At 43.5% G+C, this 23466-nt stretch carries 16 protein-coding genes and 1 pseudogene; 12 read left to right on the plus strand and 5 right to left on the minus strand.

Annotated features, from left to right (window positions below; translation table 11 throughout):
• Positions 1-9: 9 nt before the first annotated feature.
• Complete coding sequence (locus BHV83_RS15470; protein ID WP_122205698.1) at positions 10-1590, minus strand: DUF3078 domain-containing protein; 1581 nt, start codon at positions 1588-1590, stop codon at positions 10-12.
• A 237-nt stretch (positions 1591-1827) separates the two neighbouring features.
• Here BHV83_RS15470 and BHV83_RS15475 point away from each other — a divergent pair, with 237 nt between their 5' ends.
• The 11 genes and pseudogenes from BHV83_RS15475 (at position 1828) to rny (ending at position 9545) form a co-directional block, all read left to right on the plus strand.
• Positions 1828-2034, plus strand: a complete 207-nt coding sequence (locus BHV83_RS15475; protein WP_122205697.1) for a hypothetical protein — start codon at positions 1828-1830, stop codon at positions 2032-2034.
• Positions 1995-2168: pseudogene (locus BHV83_RS15480) on the plus strand (ABC transporter ATP-binding protein); the annotation flags it as partial. The gene BHV83_RS15475 and the pseudogene BHV83_RS15480, both read left to right, overlap by 40 nt.
• A gap of 63 nt (positions 2169-2231) precedes the next feature.
• Positions 2232-2771: a hypoxanthine phosphoribosyltransferase gene (gene hpt, locus BHV83_RS15485; protein WP_122122639.1), complete on the plus strand. Its 540-nt coding sequence runs from the start codon at positions 2232-2234 to the stop codon at positions 2769-2771.
• Positions 2772-2903: 132 nt separating this feature from the next.
• A complete protein-coding gene (locus BHV83_RS15490; protein WP_005641269.1) occupies positions 2904-3473 on the plus strand; it encodes an adenylate kinase in 570 nt (189 codons plus the stop codon).
• Positions 3474-3575: 102 nt separating this feature from the next.
• Positions 3576-4739 carry a GTPase ObgE gene (obgE, locus tag BHV83_RS15495; RefSeq protein WP_122205696.1) on the plus strand — a complete coding sequence of 388 codons (1164 nt, stop codon included), beginning with the start codon at positions 3576-3578 and terminating at the stop codon, positions 4737-4739.
• On the plus strand, positions 4687-5553 hold the full coding sequence (gene pgeF / locus BHV83_RS15500; protein WP_182387875.1) for a peptidoglycan editing factor PgeF: 867 nt from the start codon (positions 4687-4689) through the stop codon (positions 5551-5553). The genes obgE and pgeF overlap by 53 nt, the downstream gene beginning before the upstream one ends.
• A gap of 572 nt (positions 5554-6125) precedes the next feature.
• Positions 6126-6818, plus strand: a complete 693-nt coding sequence (locus tag BHV83_RS15505) for a B3/B4 domain-containing protein (protein ID WP_005641261.1) — start codon at positions 6126-6128, stop codon at positions 6816-6818.
• 140 nt (positions 6819-6958) lie between these two features.
• A complete protein-coding gene (locus BHV83_RS15510; protein WP_005648289.1) occupies positions 6959-7159 on the plus strand; it encodes a winged helix-turn-helix domain-containing protein in 201 nt (66 codons plus the stop codon).
• A gap of 152 nt (positions 7160-7311) precedes the next feature.
• Entirely contained in the window at positions 7312-7605 is a 294-nt protein-coding gene (locus tag BHV83_RS15515; protein ID WP_119215417.1) for a coiled-coil domain-containing protein, read from the plus strand.
• Between the two features lie 5 nt (positions 7606-7610).
• Entirely contained in the window at positions 7611-7901 is a 291-nt protein-coding gene (locus tag BHV83_RS15520; RefSeq protein ID WP_005648288.1) for a cell division protein ZapA, read from the plus strand.
• Positions 7902-8009: 108 nt separating this feature from the next.
• The gene (gene rny, locus BHV83_RS15525) at positions 8010-9545 is read left to right on the plus strand and encodes a ribonuclease Y (RefSeq protein WP_005641254.1); all 1536 of its coding nucleotides are present in this window, start codon (positions 8010-8012) and stop codon (positions 9543-9545) included.
• A gap of 583 nt (positions 9546-10128) precedes the next feature.
• Here the strand turns inward: rny and BHV83_RS15530 are convergent.
• The 4 genes from BHV83_RS15530 to BHV83_RS15545 form a co-directional block, all read right to left on the minus strand.
• On the minus strand, positions 10129-13506 hold the full coding sequence (locus tag BHV83_RS15530; protein WP_122205728.1) for a glycoside hydrolase family 2 TIM barrel-domain containing protein: 3378 nt from the start codon (positions 13504-13506) through the stop codon (positions 10129-10131).
• 100 nt (positions 13507-13606) lie between these two features.
• The gene (locus BHV83_RS15535; protein ID WP_005641250.1) at positions 13607-14161 is read right to left on the minus strand and encodes a DUF3332 domain-containing protein; all 555 of its coding nucleotides are present in this window, start codon (positions 14159-14161) and stop codon (positions 13607-13609) included.
• Positions 14162-14367: 206 nt separating this feature from the next.
• Positions 14368-16149 carry a RagB/SusD family nutrient uptake outer membrane protein gene (locus BHV83_RS15540; RefSeq protein WP_005641247.1) on the minus strand — a complete coding sequence of 594 codons (1782 nt, stop codon included), beginning with the start codon at positions 16147-16149 and terminating at the stop codon, positions 14368-14370.
• A gap of 11 nt (positions 16150-16160) precedes the next feature.
• On the minus strand, positions 16161-19265 hold the full coding sequence (locus tag BHV83_RS15545) for a SusC/RagA family TonB-linked outer membrane protein (RefSeq protein WP_286757726.1): 3105 nt from the start codon (positions 19263-19265) through the stop codon (positions 16161-16163).
• 1072 nt (positions 19266-20337) lie between these two features.
• On the opposite strand from BHV83_RS15545, the gene BHV83_RS15550 reads away from it, so the two are divergent.
• Complete coding sequence (locus tag BHV83_RS15550; protein WP_286757728.1) at positions 20338-23457, plus strand: SusC/RagA family TonB-linked outer membrane protein; 3120 nt, start codon at positions 20338-20340, stop codon at positions 23455-23457.
• The last annotated feature ends 9 nt before the right edge of the window (positions 23458-23466 follow it).

Raw genomic sequence — 23466 nt, forward strand, 5'->3', positions numbered from 1 at the left:
GACTTTGTCTTACCATTTGTAATTAAACCCGAAGCTTAACAGCTCGTTGATCTGAAGATAGCTGTCGAAATCTTCGTTTTTGGCAACACCATCGTCATAGCGAAGGTGAAGATTGATCCGGGTTGAAAAGAACCGGCTGATCTGTAAGTTGAACGTGTTCTCAAACTCTCCGGTAATACGATGATAATCCGTGAAATAATAGAAACGAGATGTCCAACTGACATTTCGGTTGATATTGAATGTCATGTTTGCTTCGAGTTTCGAACCAATTTGGCTTTGGGAGTTCCTGTATTTGTTAACATCGTCAGGAAGTTCGGCGGCATTGTCTTTCTCTTTAAAACCATGTCGTTTCAAATCCATATCTGTCCCCTTTTGGGTACTGTACATATAGTTATAAGAGAATGGAGCCATGTTGACATTCAATTTTATGTTTCGGTGTCTCACTTTTGTAAGGGTTTTGGTTAGTTCGTATTTCATACCGATACCGGTATTGAAGGTCATAGGCGCGAGAAATGCCGATAATTTGGTTTCGCTGTTTTGGGCGTAGTTGGTTACTACTTGTGTGTTGAAACTGATGTCGACTGTGTAGTACCACTTGTTAAATGCTTTGTAACCGAACAGCGTATGGAGACGAAGTATCTGGTCGTTTATCTTATACGAATGTATAGAGTCTGTTTTGTCCGGCAAAGTATTCATGTTCAGTTTGAATTCAAGTTCGTTTGTTACCTGTACTTTGTCTTTATTGTAATCATATTTGAAATATTGCCGGGTATTCATATTGAAGTTCGGATCGCCACCTGCACTCCAGTTCGGTGAAATGTAATTTTGCGAAAACTGCATGGTGCTTTCGAAGTTGGAAGTCCAATAACGGCGTTCCGGGATAAACTTGACCGGAGCGTCCACGTCGCTGAAAGCGTTCGGGTCGCTTTCTATTTTGATTAGTTCGGGTTCGTATGTCGCTTTCTTGATAACATGCGTTTTAACGACATCTGTCGGCAGGTCACGTTCCGAATAACGGAAATATTCCGGATAGTTTACACGTACATAATTATATGCGGTATTCTGCAACTTGTTCTTTAGTATTTCGTCTTGGAACAAAGTCGTATCCGGTTCGAACAATGGGAAGTTGGGACGTTGTTTTGCAATAAAGTCCTTGTCATACAATTGCAGGTCTTCCGGGATAAGTCCTCCCTTGAACAGGATCGGGGTGAACAGCGGATTGACGATTGTAGTATCCCGTAAGGTTGCCCACGGGCTGATGATGGTAGACGGGTCGCGTACCCAATTTACCCAATATTGTGCTTCCGGCGATAATTCTATCTCGTCTTTTTTTAAAAAGCGAAGCAAGTTCTCACTCGGTGCGGCGGGTGATGAGTAGCTGCTATTGAGTTTTTCGAACTGTGCCCTGAGGTCGGGGATTTTATCCAGTTCCGTTTCTTCCAAGTCTAATAAAGGAAATGTATCGGGGACAGCGGTCTGAACCGGTTGATTCGACTGATTCCCGCTAATTATGTTGACATCCTGTGCTCCTACCTGATTACTACTGAATAACAATACAATAAATAACGCTAAAACAGACCTCTTTATCATCGTCGTATCTTTTTACATTCATTTAAAATATTGGTGCGAAATTAATGAAAAGTTCTGAGATAGACTAATTTATTTTCGGCGTTGTCGGGAACATATCCGTGCATTTTTGCACGTAAGATGTACGGGAACGGACAATACGTTTAAAAGCTTGGTGTGTATGTGGTTGTAAATAAGTGAATTCCTGATTTGGCATGATCTTTGCCTTATTATTAGTGGTTCATAAAAAAGATATGATATATGTTTAAACACTATGTAAAAGTCGCACTCCGGCTAATTAAGCGAAGCTTTTTGTTTTCGTCTGTTAATATGCTAGGGTTTGTGTTGGGGATGACGGCAGTTTTCCTGATTTATCTCTGGATTGTGGATGAGTTGACATTCTGGCTTTCCGGTTATCGCCGGCGATCCCGACCGGAAACCTGGATTCCGTCAACGGCAATGAAGTGATGAACCTGTTGATGGAACTGAACCGTGAAGGAATGACCGTCGTGATGGTTACCCACTCCGAGGAAAATGCTCGGATGGCGGGTAGGCTGATCCGTATGATAGATGGCAATATTTTGACAGAAAGCAGAAAATGAAAATCCACTTTTGCGCTTACCCGAAAAAGTTGTACCTTTGTTCCCTCGAAAATCAAACGGAATATGGATAGAATCCGATTAAAAGACAAAGAATTTGAACTCTTTATCCCGGAAGAGGAGATAAAGGATGCAATTGCAAAAGTCGCAGAACGTATCCGGGAGGATGTAAAAGGCACGAATCCGTTGTTTGTGGGAATCCTGAATGGAGCTTTTATGTTTACTGCCGAGTTGATGCGTCAGTTGAACGAACCGTATGAGATCACCTTTGCTCGTTATTCTTCTTATAAAGGGACCAGTACGACCGGTGTCGTGCGTGAAATCATGCCGGTGCAGGCCGATGTGAAAGGGCGGACTTTGATCATGATAGAGGATATTATCGATACCGGATTTACGATGCAATATGTTATGGATAAACTCCGTAAGGATGGTGCTGCCGATGTCAAACTGGCGACCATGTTGTTTAAGCCGGATTCATTGAGATGCAATTTGAGACCCGATTATATCGGCATTCGGATTCCGAGTGATTTTATTGTCGGTTACGGCCTGGATTATGATGAAATGGGGCGGGCTTACCGGAATATATATAAGATAATTGACAATTGATAATTATCAATATATAAAGGAGTGGAGAATTTATCAGATTAATGTATAATAAGAGGCGATAGATGGTTGGATAGTTGGCAGGTAATTGTCAATTGTCAATTATCAATTGTCAATTTAAAAAGTTTACTTTTTATGTTGAACATTGTTATTTTTGGTGCTCCCGGTTCAGGAAAGGGAACACAGAGCGAATTGATTATTAAAGAATATGGTTTGGATCATATCTCTACAGGTGATGTTTTGCGTTCTGAAATGAAGAACGAGACAGAGTTGGGTAAGATTGCTAAAGATTACATCGAAAAAGGACAACTGGTTCCGGATGAACTGATCGTTGACATGCTGGCTAAGGTTTTGGACAGCAAGGTGAACTCCAAAGGCGTCATCTTCGATGGTTTCCCCCGTACTATCCCGCAGGCTAAGGCACTGAAAGAAATGTTGAACAAACGTGGAACCGATGTTTCTGTTATGCTGAACCTTCAGGTAGAAGAAGAAGAACTGATCAACCGCCTGTTGGAACGTGGTAAGGTTTCAGGCCGTTCGGATGACAATCTGGAAACAATCAAGTCAAGATTGGACGTTTATCACAAACAGACAGCTCCTTTGGCAGATTATTATATCGGTGAAGGCAAACATGTCGCCATCAAAGGTATGGGTACAATCGAAGAGATTTTCGGTCGTATCAAGGATGCTGTAAATAATTTGTAATGGATTTATGAATGAGGTTTATGATTTATGATTTGTGATTTATATCTTTTGTCGCTATGAATCATAAATCATAAAACATAAATCATAAATTAAAAATTAAAAGTGGCTGAATCAAACTTTGTAGATTATGTAAAGATCTATTGCCGTTCTGGTAAGGGCGGGAGAGGGTCTTCTCACTTTCGCCGCGAGAAATACATTCCGAAAGGAGGTCCCGACGGAGGCGATGGAGGACGAGGAGGCCATGTGTATCTTCGTGGAAACCGGAATTATTGGACGCTTCTCCATCTGAAGTATGAACGTCATATTATGGCGACGAATGGTGAAGGTGGCGGAGCCAAACGTAGTTTCGGGAAAGACGGTGAGGATCGTGTGATAGAGGTTCCTTGCGGAACAGTCGTTTATGATGCCGAAACGGGCGAGTTTATCTGTGACGTGACCGAAGACGGTCAGAAGGTAATGCTGTTGAAAGGCGGACGCGGAGGATTGGGTAACTGCCATTTCAAGACGTCGACCAACCAGGCTCCCCGCTATGCGCAACCCGGCGAACCGGCACAGGAACGTATGGTGATCCTGCAATTGAAGCTGTTGGCTGATGTCGGTCTGGTCGGTTTCCCGAATGCCGGAAAGTCGACATTGCTGTCTGTCGTTTCAGCTGCCAAACCGAAGATTGCCAATTATCCGTTTACTACGCTCGAACCGAACTTGGGTATAGTAAGCTATCGCGACAACCGTTCATTCGTCATGGCCGATATCCCTGGCATTATCGAGGGAGCCAGTGATGGTAAAGGTTTGGGGTTAAGGTTCCTGCGTCATATCGAACGTAATTCGTTGCTTTTGTTTATGGTTCCTGCCGATGCGGATGATATCAAGAAGGAATACGAAATCCTTTTAGGCGAACTGGTCAAGTATAATCCGGATTTGCAGGATAAAAGTCGTGTCCTGGCTATCACCAAGAGCGATATGCTGGATGAAGAGTTGATTGAGGCATTGTCCGAAGATCTGCCGGAAGGCGTTCCCTATGTCTTTATCTCCTCCGTTACCGGAATGGGGATCACCGAGCTGAAAGACTTGCTGTGGAAGGAACTGAACAAGGAAACGTTCCACGAGGTAGAGCGTATTGTACATAAGAACATCGATGTAGGCGCACTTGCGCTTGATGATGACGATTTTATCATTCCTCTTGATGAAGATGATCCCGACGACGATGAAGAGTATGAAGAATATGAAGATTGGGACGACGAAGAAGATGAAGATACTTCCAAATGATAAAGTGAAGATGTTGCAATTTCCCGCATTAAGCGAGGATTGCAACATCTCTCATTTTGTGACAACCCGTCAGGGAGGAGTGAGCAAAGGTGCGTATGCATCCTTTAACCCTGGCGAATACAGTGGGGACAATCCGGAAGCTGTCCGAGCGAACCGGAAACTTCTTTCGGATGCAATCGGGATACCAACCGAACGTATCTTTGCGCCTTTCCAGGTCCACGGGGCGGAGATCCGTTCGATAGAACCTTCTTTTCTTTCCCTTCCATTGGAAGAACAGCAGCTTTATATGCATGGTGTAGATGCCTTGGTGACGGATGTGCCGGAAGTTTGCATCGCTGTCTCGACAGCCGATTGTGTCCCTGTCCTGCTGTATGCTCCCGATGTGAAGGCTGTGGCTGCCGTTCATGCCGGTTGGCGGGGAACTGTATTGCGGATTGCCGGGAAAACTGTTCGCATCCTCATGGATGAATATGGAGCCGATCCTCGTCTCATGAAAGCCGGCATTGCTCCTTCCATCGGTCCCGAAGCCTTCGAAGTTGGCGAAGAGGTCGTCGACGCCTTTCGGGAGGTCGGTTTTGAAATGCCGTGTATCTTGAAGCGCGATGCCGATACCGGAAAAGCCCATATCGATTTGTGGGAGGCCAACCGTCTGCAATTATTGACAGAAGGCCTTTCGGCCGGAAATATCGAACTAGCCGGAATCTGTACCTACGCCCATCCCGACGAGTTCTTCTCCGCCCGTCGTTTGGGAATCAAAAGCGGGCGTATCCTGTCCGGTATTTTCTTGCGTGGTTCCTCCCTGTTTATACAATAAAGGATTACTCCAAAATGGATGCTTTTCATCAGATTTTAGTTGATCATCATATGTCATCATAATGTCTTTTATTGGTTTTTATATAGAGTAGAGGTGATAACACATTTTTTTAAGAAAAATAGATGTTTCAGGAGGATATGCAAATAGAAAAATAGTTTTTTGTAAAGAATTGTGTTTATCTTTGTAGTAAATAGAGTGGTGTATAATATATATGGTCCTTTTGCTTATTAAATAAAAAAGTTATGAGACGAACAGATGTAGTAGAACAAATCAGGAAGGTCGTGCAAGAAGTTACTTAAATATGATATCCTAACGCAGACTCATAACGGCGTAAAAAGTATGCTTGGCTTACATTTTGTATCTACAGGAAAGTTGCCGATTAAAATAGGTAAGATATTTGGAACGTTGTTTGAAAAGAAGCATAGTGGAGACTATGATGATTTTGCGTACTGCGACGAAGAATTAGTGAATGAGTTATATCCTCAAACTGAAATATACATTATTACAATTGAAAAATTAATCCTTTCTGACTAAATAGGTTTATTTTTTGTGGTTTTTATAAGTGAAATTCTATGACAAATATTTCAATTTCAGAAGAAATAGCCACGGCCTGTCCGGATTTGCATGTTTTGGTTCTGTCTTGTGATGTTTGCAATTCTGAACCGGACGAAAGGCTTTGGCAGGAGATAGCGGACGAAGAAAAGGCTGTCCGGGAAACAGTCAAGCTGGAACAAATCAACAAATGGCTCCCTATACAGGCTACTCGCCAGGCTTATAAGCGTCTGGGAAAAGATCCGAATCGTTATCGTCCTTCTTCTGAAGCCTTGCGGAGGCGCATTCTCCGTGAATTACCCCTTTATAAGGTCGATACGCTGGTCGATCTCATCAATTTGGTTTCTATCCGTAGCGGATATTCCATCGGAGGCTTCGATGCGGATAAAATTGCCGGTGGCAGTCTGGTGTTGGGAGTCGGCAGGGAAGGTGAAATTTATCATGGAATCGGGCGTGGAGAATTGAATATTGCAGGTCTGCCCGTTTACCGGGATGCAGTCGGTGGGGTAGGAACTCCGACGAGTGATGAGGAACGGACAAAAATAGGACTGGATACGACTCACTTGTTAATGATTATAAATGGTTATTCAGGATTGGAGGGGTTGGAGGCGGCAGGAAAGTATGCCGTGGGCTTATTAAGCAAATATGTTTCAGCTATAAACATGGAGGCGGAACTTGTTACAGCCAAAGATCGGACGAAAATAGCGCTATAATTCTGTTATAATAGTGTTAATTATGCTTTCAAAACATAAAAAGCACCTGTCTTTATGCTAAAAAACATCTATATCCTTTTGTTTTAATCGATTAATCTATAAATTTGCTCCCGTTAACGATTAACAAAACAAAAAGAAACATGATCGAATTGATTGGAACAAACGCCGGCCTTGTTTGGAACGCATTGAATGAAGGCGGTAAGATGAGTGTTAAGGCAGTAAAGAAGGCTACTAAGATTAAAGCGGAAAAAGATATGTATGCTGCTTTTGGTTGGTTAGCGAAAGAAGGCAAATTGGCTTTCGAAAACGTCGAGGGTGAATTGTACGTTGCGTTAGTATAAATATAGCGTAGCTGAATCTATTGGAAGGAGGGCTGTTCGGATTTTAGTTTGAACGGCCTTTTGTGTGTCCGGACGTTTTCTGTCAAAAAAACAAACCGATTCGTTGTTTTATTCAATTCTATCCTTTACTTTTGTGTAGAATTTGGTGTGAAATGACCGAAGATCATAAAAGATTGTTGGCTGTATTTGATGTTAGGGTTCGTGATTTGATGGAGTTTTGCGATAGGCAAAAGCAAAAAATCAACGAGCTTGAAAGTTCTTTAGCACAGAAAGAAGGAGAACTTCAGCAGGCAATGAAGACGATCGAAGAGTTGAATGCCAAATGCGATAACATGCTGACTGCACGGGTCGTTTCTGTCAACGAGGGAGAAATGAAAAGTGCCAGGATGAGGTTATCGAAGTTAGTGCGGGAAGTAGACAAGTGCATTGCACTATTAAACGAATAGAGGCGATGGACGATAAATTTCTTATACATGTAGAGATAGCCGGTAAAAGTTATGGTATCAGGATCAACCGGAGTGAGGAGCAGGTAGCCCGTGAGGCAGTCCGGCAAATCAGGAAGAAAATGGACCAGTACCGGAAGAAATATTCCGACGTGGATGTAAAAGATTTGTTAGCCATGGTAACCTTTCAGCTATCGGTGGAAAACTTGAAGTTGGAGGATAAGAATGACACAAGTCCCTTTACTGAAAAGATACAGGAGCTGACCGATGAACTGGAAAGTTACCTGAAGGATAAATAGTTGTAAGAATAAAGAAGATGCGTTTCCGCACTACTTTGCATGGGTGTATCCATGTAAGGCAGTGCTTTTTTTGTATAATAATATAACTGAATTTAAACTATAAGTAAAATGGGTATGACTATAATCATAGCACTTGTGACCTTCGTTGTCGGAGGCTTGCTCGTGTGGTTTGTGATGAGAGTCCTTATGAAGTCAAGGTATGACGCTGTGATACGCGAGGCTGAAAAGGAGTCGGAAGTAATGAAGCAGAAGAAGCTGCTCGAAGTAAAAGAGAAGTTCCTTCATTTGAAAGCGGACCTGGAGAAACAGGTGTCCGCCCGTAATTCAAAGATACAGTCTGTAGAGGCTAAGTTGAAACAACGTGAGTTGAATTTGAACCAACGTCAGGAAGACCTGCAACGCAAGAATAGCGAAGTGGATGCCGTGAAGGAGAATCTGGCGGCCCAACTGGAACTGGTAGATAAGAAGAAGCAGGATTTGGAGAAACTTCACCAGCGTGAAATCGAACATCTGGAAACTCTGTCCGGGCTTTCTGCCGAAGAGGCGAAGGAGCGTCTGATCGAATCCTTGAAAGACGAAGCCAAGTCAGAAGCTACTTCCTACATCAATGAAATCATGGAAGAGGCAAAGATGACAGCCAACAAGGAAGCGAAGAAAATCGTTATCCAGTCCATCCAGCGTGTGGCTACCGAAACGGCAATCGAGAATTCGATTACAGTCTTCCATATCGAATCAGACGAGATCAAAGGCCGTATCATCGGTCGTGAAGGGCGTAACATCCGGGCGTTGGAAGCGGCGACCGGCATTGAGATCGTGGTTGACGATACGCCTGAAGCAATTGTGTTGTCCGGTTTTGATCCGGTCCGTCGTGAAATAGCTCGTCTGGCTTTGCACCAGTTGGTACAGGACGGACGTATCCACCCGGCACGTATCGAGGAAGTGGTAACGAAAGTGAGAAAGCAAGTTGAAGACGAAGTGGTGGAAACCGGTAAACGTACCGTTATCGATCTCGGTGTACATGGTTTGCATCCTGAACTGATCCGTATGATCGGTAAGATGAAATATCGTTCTTCTTATGGCCAGAACCTGTTGCAGCACGCACGCGAAACGGCGAACTTATGTGCTGTGATGGCATCAGAACTGGGATTGAACCCGAAAAAGGCAAAACGTGCCGGACTGTTGCACGATATAGGAAAAGTGCCTGATGATGAGCCGGAATTGCCACACGCAATCTTAGGCATGAAGCTTTGCGAGAAATATAAAGAGAAACCGGATATCTGCAATGCTGTAGGTGCTCACCATGACGAAGTGGAAATGCAAACGCTGCTTGCTCCGATCGTACAGGTTTGTGATGCTATTTCGGGTGCACGTCCGGGAGCTCGCCGTGAGATCGTCGAGGCTTACATCAAGCGTCTGAATGATCTGGAACAGTTGGCTCTTTCTTATCCGGGTGTAGTGAAGACATACGCTATCCAGGCCGGTCGTGAACTCCGTGTAATTGTCGGGGCTGACAAGATCGATGATAAGGATACCGAAAACCTGTCAACCGAAATCGCAAAGAGGATCCAGGACGAAATGACCTATCCGGGTCAGGTGAAGATCACGGTGATCCGTGAGACTCGTGCGGTAAGCTATGCTAAGTAGATCGATCATCATTGAATAAGTTTATGGAAGGCCGGGCTGAATAAAGTCCGGCTTTTTTTATTTTCCGCCAATAATCAGGGGGAGGCTTCACCTTTGTATGCACTGGTTGGGTTATAAGATTGTTGATGGGTGAATGCAAATAGTAAAAGTGCCTTCACCTGTTACGGTTGTCTTCATCTGCGGGTTAGTCGGGTATGGAAGGTACACTATAGAGTGGCAGTCGCTATACTTTTATTGTTAAACTATAAAACCATAGAGCTTTTGGCCTAAGTCGAAAATGAAAAGAGATATAAGGTAAATATTAAATGTTAGTATATTAGGATATTAATATCATTCACAATCTCTTTATTATTCGCTTAAATATGTCGCTTTGTATAAGAGGCCGGATCTGGTGTGTCTGGGCGAGACAAGGTGAAAGTAAATTTTTAAGGTGAAGGCAAGCGTCAGGACTGCCTTCACCCTCTCATATGATAATAGTCAAAGGGTTTCAGGGAATGGTGAAGCCCAATCGGATGCTTGCAAAAAAAGCGGTTGCCGATCTCTGGCAACCGCTTTTTTAGTTTGTTATGTGAAACCGGATTGCTTATTTATAGCTGTAGCCCGCTTTCTTCTGTGCGCTGTTGGCTTTGGCTCCGGGGATCAAAGTGAAGCCCCATTTGTATTCCCGGTCTGCCGGTAAAGTATATTCCGGTTCCGGACGTGAATACCAACTGTCATAGCCGGCCAATCCTTGCTGTTTCAGGTCTACGCATACTTCAACGAAGTTACGTGGCGTGATGTCGTTGATATGCGTCTGGCGAGGTTTGTCATACGGTCCGATTTCCGGACGGTTGGCAATCTCTTCCGGTGTGAAGTTGTTCCACTGGTACGGGCGGTCGGTTGCCTTGCCAGCGTCGAAGTCTTCGACGGAGTTACGCATTGCGTTGAATTCCATCTCGTCGTCTGCAACGATCAACAGGTTCTTGCCTTTACCGCCTAATGAAATCCAACGGGTATCGCAGTGGTGGCCGTTTTCCTGCGGACGGACGTATGGGAAATACTGTTCTTCAGCCGTGCTCTTGTACTGTCCGATCATGTAACCGGCTTTGCGGTCCCAATAGTTTTCCAGCGGACCGCGGCCGAAGTATTCCAGTTGGTCCATCGTTGCCGGCAGACGGAAACGTACGCCGATACGCGGAACGACCATCTTGTCGCGTTCGCTGACATTGGCGCGGCCCGGTGAGAAGGTCGCGGTGGCGGTCGCTTCGGAAATACCGATCTTCACACCGTCCAAGTGGGCAGGCGTGAAGTGGGTGGCCACGTTCATGACACCGTCAGGATAGATCTTGTATGTCACCAGGAACTGGTTGCCGGCCGGCAGTTTATAGTCGACTTTTACGATGGCATTACCATCGATGATCTCACCTGTCGCGCTTGTCACATTGAAGTTACGGCTTGAGAGTTCCCATATCTCAAGACGTTTCGGGTTGCCGCTTCCGTAGTCGTTATCGTTCGGGGCGCGCCAGAAGTTCGGCTGGATACCGAAACCTTCGTTGAAGTATTCCGTGCCGCCTACTTTATAGGAAGCTACGACGCCGGCTTTCTTGTCGAATACGAAGTTCACTTTGGAAGAAGTCACCTTCAGGTCGTTTCCTTCTTCAGATACGGTCAGCTTGGGGCCTGCGGCCTTGTAAACGGTCTTGTCGGCTGTTACCGGCAAAACAAACTGATCCTGTGCGATGTCGTATCCGGCAGGGATCACGCCATCCTGTTTGGTCGTAGTCACGACAAAGTTCACCAAATAATCGACGCCGGCCTGCGGTTTCAAGCCTTCTACCGGGACTGTGATTTCCTGGGATGCCTGTGGCGCCAGGTCGAGAGACATCTTGTTGCCTTTGATGATTTTGTTGTTTGCCTTGATCGTATAGCTGATCATGTAATCTTTCAGGCTCGTGAAATAGAAACGGTTTGTCACTTTGAATATGCCTTTCGCCACATCTACAGCTTCGAAACCGACATTCTGGTGTGCATATTTCACTTCTTCCATAGCCGGATGCGGAGTGCGGTCCGGGCTCACGATACCGTTGCAAAGGAAATTGCCGTCACTCGGCATGTCTTTGCCGAAGTCGCCGCCGTAAGCATAATATTCTTTTCCGTTTGCATCCTTGGCAAGCAGACCTTGGTCAACCCAGTCCCAAATGTAGCCGCCCTGGAGGTTCGGGTATTTGTAGATCGCTTTCCACTGGTCCCAAAGGTTACCGGTCGAGTTACCCATCGCGTGGGCATATTCGGACGGTGCAACTGGACGGTCGCTGCCTTCCTTACCTATCTCTTCCAACCATTTTGCACTTGGATACTGCGGGACATACATGTCGGAGTTCCATTCCCACTGTGCACGTTCGTAGTTGACCGGACGGCCCATCATGGTCTTTTCCTTGTCCTTTACATATAAATAGGTCTGGTAGAAGTTGTAACCGTTTCCGGCTTCGTTACCTAATGACCAGATCGTTACGGACGGATGATTTTTGTTGCGTTCGTACATGTTGACTGTACGGTCCATATGCGGTTTCAGCCATTCCGGGTTGTTTCCCAACGTACCGCCTTTGCGCAGGTTGTAGTACATGCCGTGCGATTCGATATTGGCTTCGTCGTAAACATACAATCCGTATTCGTCACAAAGCTCGTAGAATCTGCGGTCTTGCGGGTAATGGCACAGGCGGACGGAGTTCAGATTGTTCCGTTTCATCAGTTCGAAATCCTTGCGCATCAGTTCTTCTGTCACGTAATGTCCGGTCTGCGGGTTGTGTTCGTGGATATTGACACCTTTGAACTTGATCGGCTGTCCGTTGAACAGCAGGACGGTGTATGGTTTGCCGTTGCCGGCGATCTGGTCGATCTCTTTGATTTCGATGCGGCGGAAACCGACGTTTTGCGGGATCACTTCCGTCACCTTGCCGTCTTCCTTGATCGTCATCAACAGCTTGTAAAGGTTCGGATGTTCCGCGTTCCACGTTTCCACATTATCCAGTGTCTTTTCGAACGAAGTCGTTGTAATCGTGTTCGGGCTTACCCACAACTTGTTTTCTGCCGTAGCAGCCACATTGCCTTTTGCATCTAATAATTCGTATGTCACGTCGATGTTCTTGACCTTGTCAGAATGGTTCTTGATATCTATTGCCAAGCTGAAGATACCGTTTTTGTAGGTGTCGTCGAGCGTGGAGACAATACGGTAATCATTGACGGCGATCTTGGGTTGTGACCATAGATAGACATCGCGTTCGATACCGCTTAGGCGCCAGAAGTCCTGGCATTCCAGATAGGAACCTGTGCTCCAGCGGAAGATTTTCAGCGTCAGCACGTTTTTGCCCGGTTGCAGGTATTTGTTGATCAGGAATTCGGCCGGATTCTTGGAATCTTCGCTGTAGCCGACTTCCTTGCCGTTTACGTAAACATATAGGCCCGATTTGGCTCCGGCGATGTGTAGATATATGTCACGTCCGTCCCAACCGGCAGGAACCTCAAAGTCGCGCCGGTAAACACCTACCGGGTTTGCTTCCGGCAACAGCGGAGGTTGTGGGTTACGTGGTTTGAACTCATATCCGTGATTCGTGTAGATGGCAGTACCGTGTCCCTGTACCTCCCAGTTTCCCGGAACGGTAATGTCGTCCCAATCGGAAGTGCTGACAGAAGGATCTGTGATGTTGGCAGGAAGGTCTTTGTATGAATCTACGAAATAGAATTTCCATGTGCCGTTCAGCAATGAGTAGAAAGGACTTTTTTCATATCGGGAAGATAGAGCTGTGGCACGGTCTCCATAACTCATGAAAGAGGAGCGGGGAGCCTCTTTATTAACGGCAACGACTTGGATGTCCTGCCAGTAAGGCTTCGCAGGCTGGTTCGTCGCATTGTCAGCCAATGCAGTCCCCAGAAGGAAGCAACTCAATGCTCCTGTGAGCATCGTTTTTTTGATCATGTGTTTCATATGCATTTTTAATTTAGATTAGACTTAGTCTGTTGAAAAGTGAAAGTTGAAAGTGAAAGAGAGTATATCTTTGACTTTCATCTTTCAACTTTCAACTTTTTTATCTTGCTGCGTAGAAAGAATAACCTTCGGCTACCTGTTTGAAAGCAAGTACGCCTGCCTGGTTCAGTTCTACATTCATTTCTTTGCCATCGGGAAGGTACATGACAACTTCGTCGTCACCTGTGAACTTCAGCAGTTTGGTCGATTCGCCGTTTGCTTCTACGCTCCAGCTCTTGTCTGCTTCATTGAAAACCAGATCGACCGCTTTTTCTTCTCCTTCTTTTTGGATGTGGTAGCCGTCTTTTTGGGTTTCGATGGCATACGTGCCGTCTTTGGTTTCGATTGTTTTTACCGTACCGGCATCTGCAACAGGGTTGCTTCCGCTCCAGAATTCAATCGAGTTTAAAACCAATATGTCGGCTAATGCAGAGATTTCATAAACCGGAACAATCCAGAATGCAACGAATACTAACTCGTTTACAAACTTGCTGTCGATATTTCTGTTCCAATCCAACAGCTTATTTGACAACCCAAATGATCCAATGCATGATGAGAATAATACACTGCTGGCAAGCGTTGCTGCCACTAATAAAGTTAGACTTTTTTTCTTCATGAATATTTAGTATTTGTAGTTAATTTGGGGACGAAGATAACAATTTATACGATAATTGTCATTAATAACAGGACTATAATTATTTATTGGTTACTCTTTATGAATTTCTTTTTGAGCTTGAAACTTTTTATGAAACAAAGAGGCTTCTAAAATTCATTTAAATGATTTTAGAAGCCTCTTTTTATTTTAATAGAGAGTATCGGTTGTTAGTAACCTGGATTCTGATCTGTTGCCAGTAGAGGGTTCAAGTCGATTGCTGTTTGGGGAATAGGTCTCAGCGACATCCGGCTATCCCATTTCATCGTGATGACTTTTTCGCCATCCGGTGTGGAGATAGGAACATTGTTCATCTGCGCACTCCAATAAGCATCGCCATAACGGCTTAGGTCGTCGCTGCGCAAACCTTCACCAGCCAGTTCGATGCGACGTTCGTTTTTGATCAAAGCCAATCCATCTTCCTTGCCGAGGCTTGTCGGTACGTTTGGCATACCGCAACGATCACGAAGCTGATTCAAGGCAGCCTGTGTCTGTCCGTCGAAACCTGTTGTCTGGGTATGAGCTTCGGCAAAGATCAGCAGTACTTCGGCATAACGGATACAGGGATAATCGCCGGTTGCTTGTCCGTCATTATTCGCATCATTTTCCAACGGTGACATTTTGCGGAAGTTGAAACCAGTCTTGGATTCATTATTCCCGTTTTTGATCCATTCATAGATGAAGTTTGTACCGTAGTTTGTCTCATACCAACCTTTGAAGGGGAATAGGATGGAGGCATATAAACGGCTATCACGATTGCGGAATTCCTGCATGTACTCGTAATCTTTCAGTTTTCCACTGTTGATAAGGCCGGATGCAAAAGAAATAAATTTGGCTTCTCCTGCAGGAGCTTTATATTCGTCCAAATCCCCTTTGATAACTTTATAAGCATTCATACGCTTTTCGATACTGGGAATGGACGGTGTTTTGCCGTCTACTGTCCAGTAAGCGTCGACCAGATTTTGTGTCGGAGTCACAGAAGACCAACCTCCTAATTGATTCGGACGGATGCTTGTGTATCGTGTCATATCTTGGTAGTCCCAACTGGATGCAGTATATTGACGAGTCATTACATATTCCGGATTGTCTGGGTTCCCGTTTTCCGTATGCCATAAAGATTCGTAGCTGAACATGCCTTTCATAAATTTGTCACGGTCGATACCGTATTTGTCAAAATCTATGTATAATTCCATTTCTTCAGCTTCTTTCTTTTGTGCTTCGGTCAATTCGCTGACTTGGAATAATGAAAAACCTCCTTTATCCATGATTTCTTTGGCTGCTGCTTCTGCTGTCGGATAGTCGCCGAAATAAAGGGCTGCTCTTGCTTTTACGGCTAAAGCTGCATATTTGGTCATACGTCCTTTTTCGTTCGGATAACTGCCTGCATATTTTTCCGGAAGGATAGCTGCTGCTTCAGTTAGTTCGTTGAGAATAAATTCACGGATTTTGCTTGTTTCGTCGCGAGGAATGTTGGGAGCATCGTATGACAATACATCGGTGATCAAAGGAACTTTACCAAATGTTGTTGTCAAGTTCAGATAAGTCCATGCACGCATAGCTCGGACTTCCGCTTTGAACCGTGTTTTCAGATCTTCATCCATCGGAACATTCTCTATTTCCTGCAAGAAAATGTTTTGTTTGCGGACTGTTTCGAAGTTATAGCCTTCGTCATATAGAGCACTGAGGCCGTTTTGCTGATAAATAGCTCCGTTCGATTCCCATGAATATTGGCAGTATGCATCGTTCGTATACGAATCGCTGTGAACAGCTGCGCCGGGAATGCTTGCTGAGTAAACAGCGTTCAGATTATACCATGCATCTTTTTCTGATGTCCAGAATGTTTCTGTTGCAATGCTGGAAGTCGGTTCGACATCCAGGTCACAACTGCAAACTGTTGTTCCCAGAGCTAGGCAGAAGAACGTATGTTTGAATATATTATTAACTGTTTTCATTTTGCTTTTTGTTAGAATGTTAAGTTTACACCAAGTGAAATAGAAGAAGTTCCGCGGGTGTCTGTTCCACGTCCGGACGGTGTTTCCGGATCAAAGTCTTCCATGCGGTGATCTGCACGGATTGTAAATGGATTTTCAGCCGATACGTAAAGTTTCAAAGCATCGACACCTAAATGCTGAATTTGGTGTTTATTGAAATTATATCCGAATGTGATATTTTTGATACGGAAATAATCAGAATCGAACAACCAGAAATCGGAGAACTTATTGTTGAAAGTAGAGTGTGCACTTGTACGCGGATAGATACGAGGATAAGCTGCATTTGGGTCGGGGTTATCAACGGTCCAGCGTTTCAGGTGAAATTCACGTGGACTGGCATTATCAGAGAAAGCCCAAGCCTGTTCCTGATAGAAACGAACCATTGTTCCAGTCACACCTTGTCCGAACATACTTAATTCGAAACCTTTGTAACGTAAGTTTAGATTAACGCCGTATGTAATATCGGGAACGTCACAAGCCAGATAGTCTCTGTCCTTATCGGTCAGTTTTCCGTCGCCATCCAAGTCTACATATTTAATGTCTCCAGCCTGCGGGGTAATGCCGTCTGTTATGTAGTTGCCATTGTCGATGTCTTCCTGTGTCAATAAACCGTCTGAGCGGAAACCGTAGAATGTACCGATAGCATAACCCACTTTCTTAATCCAAGGGTCTTCGATCATCGGATCGTTTGCTCCTAAATCTTTTACCTTATTCCAGTTTTTAGACAGATTAAAACCAACCGTATAAGAGAAATCTCCAATGGTTTTGTTGTGAGATATGTTGAATTCCAGACCTTTGTTACTTACTTTACCGATATTTTGCGAAACTTTATAGTCACTATTGATACCGACTTCTGCTGGACTCGGATAAGATAGTAGGATATCTTTGGTTTGTTTGTCGTAGAATTCACCAGTGAAACTGAAAAGTCCGTTTAGAATATCGAAATCAACCCCGACATTGGTAATCGTTACGGTTTCCCAACCTAATCCAGGATTAGCTGGCTTTCCTTCTCGAATACCGCTGACGATCGTATTTTCGAAGTTATAATTTCCACCCTGTACATAGGTCGCAAAATAATCATATTGTCCTACGTTATTGATATTACCTAACTGTCCCCAGGAAGCACGCAATTTCAAATTATCGATCCAACTGGCATCTTGCATGAAACTTTCCTGGTTAATACGCCATCCGGCAGAGAACGAAGGAAAGAAACCCCAGCGATTGTCTTTGTGGAAACGGGAAGAAGCATCTGCGCGAAAGTTGGCTTCCAACAGATACCTGTCTTTGAACGAGTAGTTCAAACGGGCAAAGTAAGACATTAATTTATCTTCGTAAACATCACCTTCCGTGCTCATGTCGCTGGGTGCGCTCGAACCTCCATTAATACCCGTCATACCGTTGGTTGGGAAATTGCGGCGCCATGATTTTTGTTGTTGGTATTTGTAATGTTCGTATGAGACACCTCCTAATGCACTTATATTATGGTTTTCGTTGCTCCAATTATAATTGGCCAAACCATTGTAGGTCAAACGACTATTTTCGTTCCAGTCATATGTCATCTTGGAAGCGGTCACATCCGTACCGTTCAATTCTGAGCCGGTTACGAAATCTTTGATTTTATTTCTATTGGCTTCGTATGTTTTACCTTTATAGTCATATGCCTTATAGATCATTTGTCCGGTCAGTGTCAATCCTTTAACTGGTTTAATATCGAGGGCGAGGTCGATCAATGTATTTTGTGATTTGTTGTTGTTCCATCCCCCTTCTTCCAAGCGACGTAGTGGATTACGTTGCATATTTACCAGCGCTGCAGGATTGCCCCCTTCGTAACTACCCCATTCTCCATTGCTTTGACGAGCTACATATGTAGACGGAACGGTTAGAAGTTCTGTATATCCAATACCTCCGCTTTCTGTATTGTTTGTGTTTTGGATATATTTGAAGTTTGAACGCCAAGACAACCATGAGTTTATATCGGATGAGAGGTTGGTGGTCATATTATATCGGTTGGCGGAAGCTCCGGGGGTAAATTTGTCATCATACATATACCCTAATGAGGTGAAATATTTGACTTTGTTTCCTCCGCTTACGCTAACGGAATGCTTTGTCATGACTGCTAAATCGTCCAGCACTAAATCATACCAGTTTGTATTCGGATACATATCTGGGTTACTTCCGTTACGGAACATTTCGATCTCTTCATCCGAATATGGCATCTCTGCATTCGGATTTTCATTGAATGCCGCTTCATTGCTCAAACGAGCATACCATTCCGAACTTAAAACTTTTGGAGTGTATGTTGCGATCTTCATGGATACTGTTCCATCATAGGTCACTTTTACATCACCTTCCTTACCGTCTTTGGTCTTGACTAAGACAACACCGTAAGCAGCACGAGAACCATAAATTGCAGAAGAAGCGGCATCCTTCAGAAAAGAAACGCTTTCGATGGAATTCGGGTCCAAATTGGAGAAGAATGTAGCATCTGCTATTGCTCCGTCAATGACAAACAAAGGGGAAGAAGTCCCCAAGTTTCCGCGACCACGCATGTTGATGGAGATGGAACCTTGACGGTTGATAATGGTTACCCCCGGTACCTGTCCTTGAACGGAAGCCAACACGTCCGTATTGACACGCTCTTTCAGCTCTTCGGAGCCGACAGATGCAACGGCACCGGTGAGGTTTACTTTCTTTTGGGTACCATAGCCGATCACGACTACTTCATCCAATTTTTGGGTGTCTTCTTTCAGACTGACTTTGATCGTTTGTTCTCCATTGTATTTGATCTCTTGGGTCAAATAACCAATAAATGAGATAACGATTACATCTCCCTTTTTTACTTCCAGGACAAAATTACCGTTCATGTCGGTAACAGTACCGTTTGTAGTGCCTTTTACAACTACCGAAGCTCCTGCTACAGGGCCGAACTCGTCTTCAACGACACCTTTCAAACTTGCTTGCTGCTGAGAAATGCCAACTTTGGGAGTCGTAGTTTCGTTGGCGGCAAATATCACCCCTGATGAACAAAGGGCTACAGACAACAGCAAAAAACTGACTGGTCTTGCGATTTTCAACATACTAATTGTTTTTTGTTTAATAATAGTTAGATATAATAGGCTTTAAGAGGATCTGTTTTCTTCTACAGCTCACACTTACTTGCTTATTTTTAGTAATTAGGGTCAAAGTTTATGCTTGCACATGTGTAGTTCTTGTAGGACTATGACTTATTGTAAGAAATATAAAGCTGTATAGGCAAAAATGAGGATTTTTTGTATGAAGTTCTTGTAGGACTATGATTAAGTTATACGAATTTGTACTGAAACATCAGAATTACCAGTCTGTTTCTTGTAGAAAACCTTGGGAGTAAACCAGATTTTCCTAGTAATTAATCTGTTGATGTTAGTAAGTTATGTGGTCTATGATTATCAACCGGAAAGTATACAATCTTCAGCTAATAGACAGATTACTTTAATATGTGGAAATATTTATCCCATCATGCTATTTATCAGTTATTTATAACCAAAGTAATATATATAGCGGGAAGCAGACGATTACATAGCAAATTAAATTATTGATTAGAATCTATCCACATAAATTTAGATCTATACAATAAGTATATAGAAAAAAGCAAGAAAATCTGATAGGTTTAGAAAATAACACTCGGAAACGCTTAATTGTTAATTAACATTTTAAGATGTGTACTTGGTTGAAATTCCTGAGAGCTTCGGGATATATATGAAACAAACTATGGATTCATGCATCTTGCACAATACAACCATATTGTCGAATTTTCAAGGGATTTAGGGTAAAGAATAGAGGTGGTAAAAGAAAATAATGATTAATATCATTTGTATTAGTAAAATATTTTAATATATTTGTCTCAATGTATAAAAACGGTATTAAAATATATTCAATAGTATTCTTGCTAATTTTTTCTAAAAAAACATGCAAGATAATAAATAAATGTATTACATTTGCCCCGTCAAAGGACGTAGTTCTACAAGAACTATGTTCTCATTTGCATGGCAAATGTATGACAGATGTTAGGAATCATACCATGAATGTAAAGAATCTATAAGTAAGGTGGTTATCACCTCCTTGGATCTTATTCATATAGTGACTATTATTATTAAACAAAAAACAATTAGTATGTTGAAAATTGCAAGACCAGTCAGCTTTTTGCTGTTGTCTGCTGCTTTATGTTCCTCAGGAACAGTGTTCGCAGCTAATGAGACAGCAACTCCTAAAGTTGGTATTTCTCAGCAACAGAAAAGTTTGAAAGGAACAGTTAATGATGTACTGGGCCCCGTAGCAGGTGCTTCAGTTGTCGTAAAAGGTACGACGAACGGTACGGTTACTGACATGGACGGTAACTTTGTTTTGGAAGTGAATAGCGGTGATGTTCTTCAAATCTCTTTCATCGGTTATGTAACACAGGAAATCAAGTACACCGGACAAGCGACTTTGACTGTGAATCTGATGGAAGATACTCAGAAACTGGAAGAAGTCGTAGTTGTCGGTTACGGTACACAAAAGAAAGTGAACATGACCGGGGCTGTTGCACAGATTGACAGCAAAGCGTTAGAAAATCGCCCGGTTCAGAACGTTTCTACCGCATTGCAAGGTACTATGCCGGGTGTTCAGGTTACTTCCGGCGGTGGCCGTCCCGGACAGGATGGTGGTACGATTCGCGTGCGTGGTGTTGGTACATTAAACACGGCTGATCCTTATATTTTGGTGGATGGTATCGAAACCGGAACGATGAACTCGGTCGATCCGAACGATATCGAAAGTATTTCCGTATTGAAAGATGCTGCTTCTGCTGCGATCTACGGTTCGAAGGCGTCAAATGGTGTAATCTTGATTACGACAAAACGTGGTAAGACAGGTAAACCACGTATCTCTTATAATGGATATGTAGGTTTCCAGAAACCGACGGAAATGATTGACCGTATCAGCTCTTATGACTATGCGCGCTTGTATAGCCAGTCTATGATCGATGAAGGCTTGAATCCCCGTTTCAATGAAACTGATATTGAGAATTTCAGAAATGGTACTTCTCCTAACACGGATTGGTATGATGAAGCCTATAGAACCGGTGTACAGCATTCTCATAATGTAAGTGTGAGCGGTGGTACGGATAATGCGAAGTATATGGGATCTGTCGGCTATTTGGGACAGACCGGTATTTTACCGAATGCGGACAGACAGCAATTTAATGCTCGTACAAATTTGGATCTGAAGCTGAATTCCAGATTGACGGTTCGTTTGAATTTGGCATATATCAAGAATGACTATTCCGACCCAATTTCTTCTTATACATCTGGTATAAGTGAAACTGGTGATCCGAATAGTGCTGCCAGCTCTGATCAGATTATCCGTCAGTTGAACCGTATTGCTCCGTGGATTGTAGGTCGTGCTGAAGACGGTACTTATGGTACTATTGGAGATGGTAACCCACTTGCGTGGTTGGATGTTAACCAAACTGTTGACCGTAAAAATCAGAATTTCTCTGGTACCCTGTCTGCCGATTATAAAATCATCGACGGTTTAGTTGCAACAGTGACGGGTTCTTATGTTAACAATCAACAACACTATCGTGCATTTCAAAAATATATTCAGTACAATCCGAATAAGGAAACAGAACCGAATCGTTTGGAAGAACGTTTTACCGGTTGGCATCGTGCAAACTTTGATGCATTGTTGAATTTTGACAGACAATTCGGTGAACACGGTTTGAAAGCAATGGCAGGTTGGCATACAGAAAAGTATGACTATACCTATAACCAGCAGTTCCGTAAGAATTTCCCGACTAATGATCTGACCGATATCGCGGCTGGAGATGCTGCTACTCAGAAGAACAATGGCTATACACGTGAGTTGGCGATGATTTCTTGGTTCGGACGTATTAACTATGATTATGCCGGCAAATATTTGTTGGAAGGTAATATCCGTTCTGATGCTTCTTCCCGTTTTGCTGATGGTAATCGTTGGGGATATTTCCCTTCTTTCTCTGCTGCATGGCGTATTAGTGAAGAAGGTTTCATGGAAAATACGAAAGATTGGTTGAACAACTTGAAGATTCGCGGATCATGGGGGTTATTGGGTAATCAAGATGCATTGACAGATTATTATCCTTGGATGAATACCTATAATCTAGATGCAAGTTATCCGTTAGGAGGTGCTTTGCAGTCGGGGTATTATCAGAAAGCATATAAGTTGTCTTCTATCTCTTGGGAAAAATCTCGTACATGGGGACTTGGTTTTGATGCGACAGTCAATAACAAGATCAATGTGACATTTGACTACTATGACCGTAGGACAACAGGTATTATCATGGATGTTCCGGTTCCGGCAGAATTTGGTTTGGATGCTTATAAAGATAATGTAGGTGAAATGTCCAATCGAGGTGTTGAAGTGATTCTGAGCTACAACAACAAATGGGGTGATTGGTCGTTTGGTGCAACCGGAAACTTCTCGTACAACAAAAACGAATTATTGGATTTAGGTTTGAGTCTGGATGCCGGAGGTGTAACGGCTGATCCGAACAATGGCAATAAGGTTCGTAAGATTGGTGAAGCGCTGAACACATATCGTGTTTATAAAGCAGATGGTTTCTTTGAATCGGATGAAGCAGCCCAGGCTTGGATGGATAAATATTCCACACAGGCAGGTTATCCGTTTGGAACTAAAAAGTTCAAGGGGGGTGATCTGATCTATCAGGATGCAAACGGTGATGGTGAAATGACGGCTGATGACCGCGTCCTTGCAGGTTCTTCAGATCCTAAATTTACGTTTGGTTTGAATCTGAATGCTGCTTATAAAGGCTTCGACTTATCCATGTTGTTTACGGGCGCGGCTGGCGTGCATCGTTTGATCAACCAGGAAGTAACAGGCTATTTCGGTGGCGATGACTCACATCCGGCAACTGTATGGTTGGATGCTTGGACACCGGAAAACAAAGATGCAACGATGCCACGTGTGGCTTATGATGTAACATCTCCGAGTCTGTCATCTAATGTCGTGTCTACATTCTGGTTGCAGAATTCCAGCTATTTGCGTATGAAGAACCTGCAATTCGGTTATACACTTCCGAAGAATGTGATCAAATCGGTTGGAATTGAAAACGTACGTTTCTACTACTCTGTAGAAAACCTGTTTACTATCCATAATATGCTTGTCAATGTGGATCCGGAAATCGGAGATGAACGCGGTTCCAGTTTCCCGTTAACTCAGACACATGCTTTTGGTGTGAATGTGACATTCTGATAAGAACGA

The organism is Parabacteroides sp. merdae-related_45_40, from assembly GCF_001915675.1.

Bases quoted from the DNA above. Each gene is read 5' to 3' on its own strand.
- BHV83_RS15470 (WP_122205698.1), bottom strand. From the start codon at position 1,590: ATGATAAAGAGGTCTGTTTTAGCGTTATTTATTGTATTGTTATTCAGT.
- BHV83_RS15475 (WP_122205697.1), top strand. From the start codon at position 1,828: ATGTTTAAACACTATGTAAAAGTCGCACTCCGGCTAATTAAGCGAAGC.
- hpt (WP_122122639.1), top strand. From the start codon at position 2,232: ATGGATAGAATCCGATTAAAAGACAAAGAATTTGAACTCTTTATCCCG.
- BHV83_RS15490 (WP_005641269.1), top strand. From the start codon at position 2,904: ATGTTGAACATTGTTATTTTTGGTGCTCCCGGTTCAGGAAAGGGAACA.
- pgeF (WP_182387875.1), top strand. From the start codon at position 4,687: ATGAAGAATATGAAGATTGGGACGACGAAGAAGATGAAGATACTTCCA.
- BHV83_RS15505 (WP_005641261.1), top strand. From the start codon at position 6,126: ATGACAAATATTTCAATTTCAGAAGAAATAGCCACGGCCTGTCCGGAT.
- BHV83_RS15510 (WP_005648289.1), top strand. From the start codon at position 6,959: ATGATCGAATTGATTGGAACAAACGCCGGCCTTGTTTGGAACGCATTG.
- BHV83_RS15515 (WP_119215417.1), top strand. From the start codon at position 7,312: ATGACCGAAGATCATAAAAGATTGTTGGCTGTATTTGATGTTAGGGTT.
- BHV83_RS15520 (WP_005648288.1), top strand. From the start codon at position 7,611: ATGGACGATAAATTTCTTATACATGTAGAGATAGCCGGTAAAAGTTAT.
- rny (WP_005641254.1), top strand. From the start codon at position 8,010: ATGGGTATGACTATAATCATAGCACTTGTGACCTTCGTTGTCGGAGGC.
- BHV83_RS15530 (WP_122205728.1), bottom strand. From the start codon at position 13,506: ATGAAACACATGATCAAAAAAACGATGCTCACAGGAGCATTGAGTTGC.
- BHV83_RS15535 (WP_005641250.1), bottom strand. From the start codon at position 14,161: ATGAAGAAAAAAAGTCTAACTTTATTAGTGGCAGCAACGCTTGCCAGC.
- BHV83_RS15540 (WP_005641247.1), bottom strand. From the start codon at position 16,149: ATGAAAACAGTTAATAATATATTCAAACATACGTTCTTCTGCCTAGCT.
- BHV83_RS15545 (WP_286757726.1), bottom strand. From the start codon at position 19,265: ATGTTGAAAATCGCAAGACCAGTCAGTTTTTTGCTGTTGTCTGTAGCC.
- BHV83_RS15550 (WP_286757728.1), top strand. From the start codon at position 20,338: ATGTTGAAAATTGCAAGACCAGTCAGCTTTTTGCTGTTGTCTGCTGCT.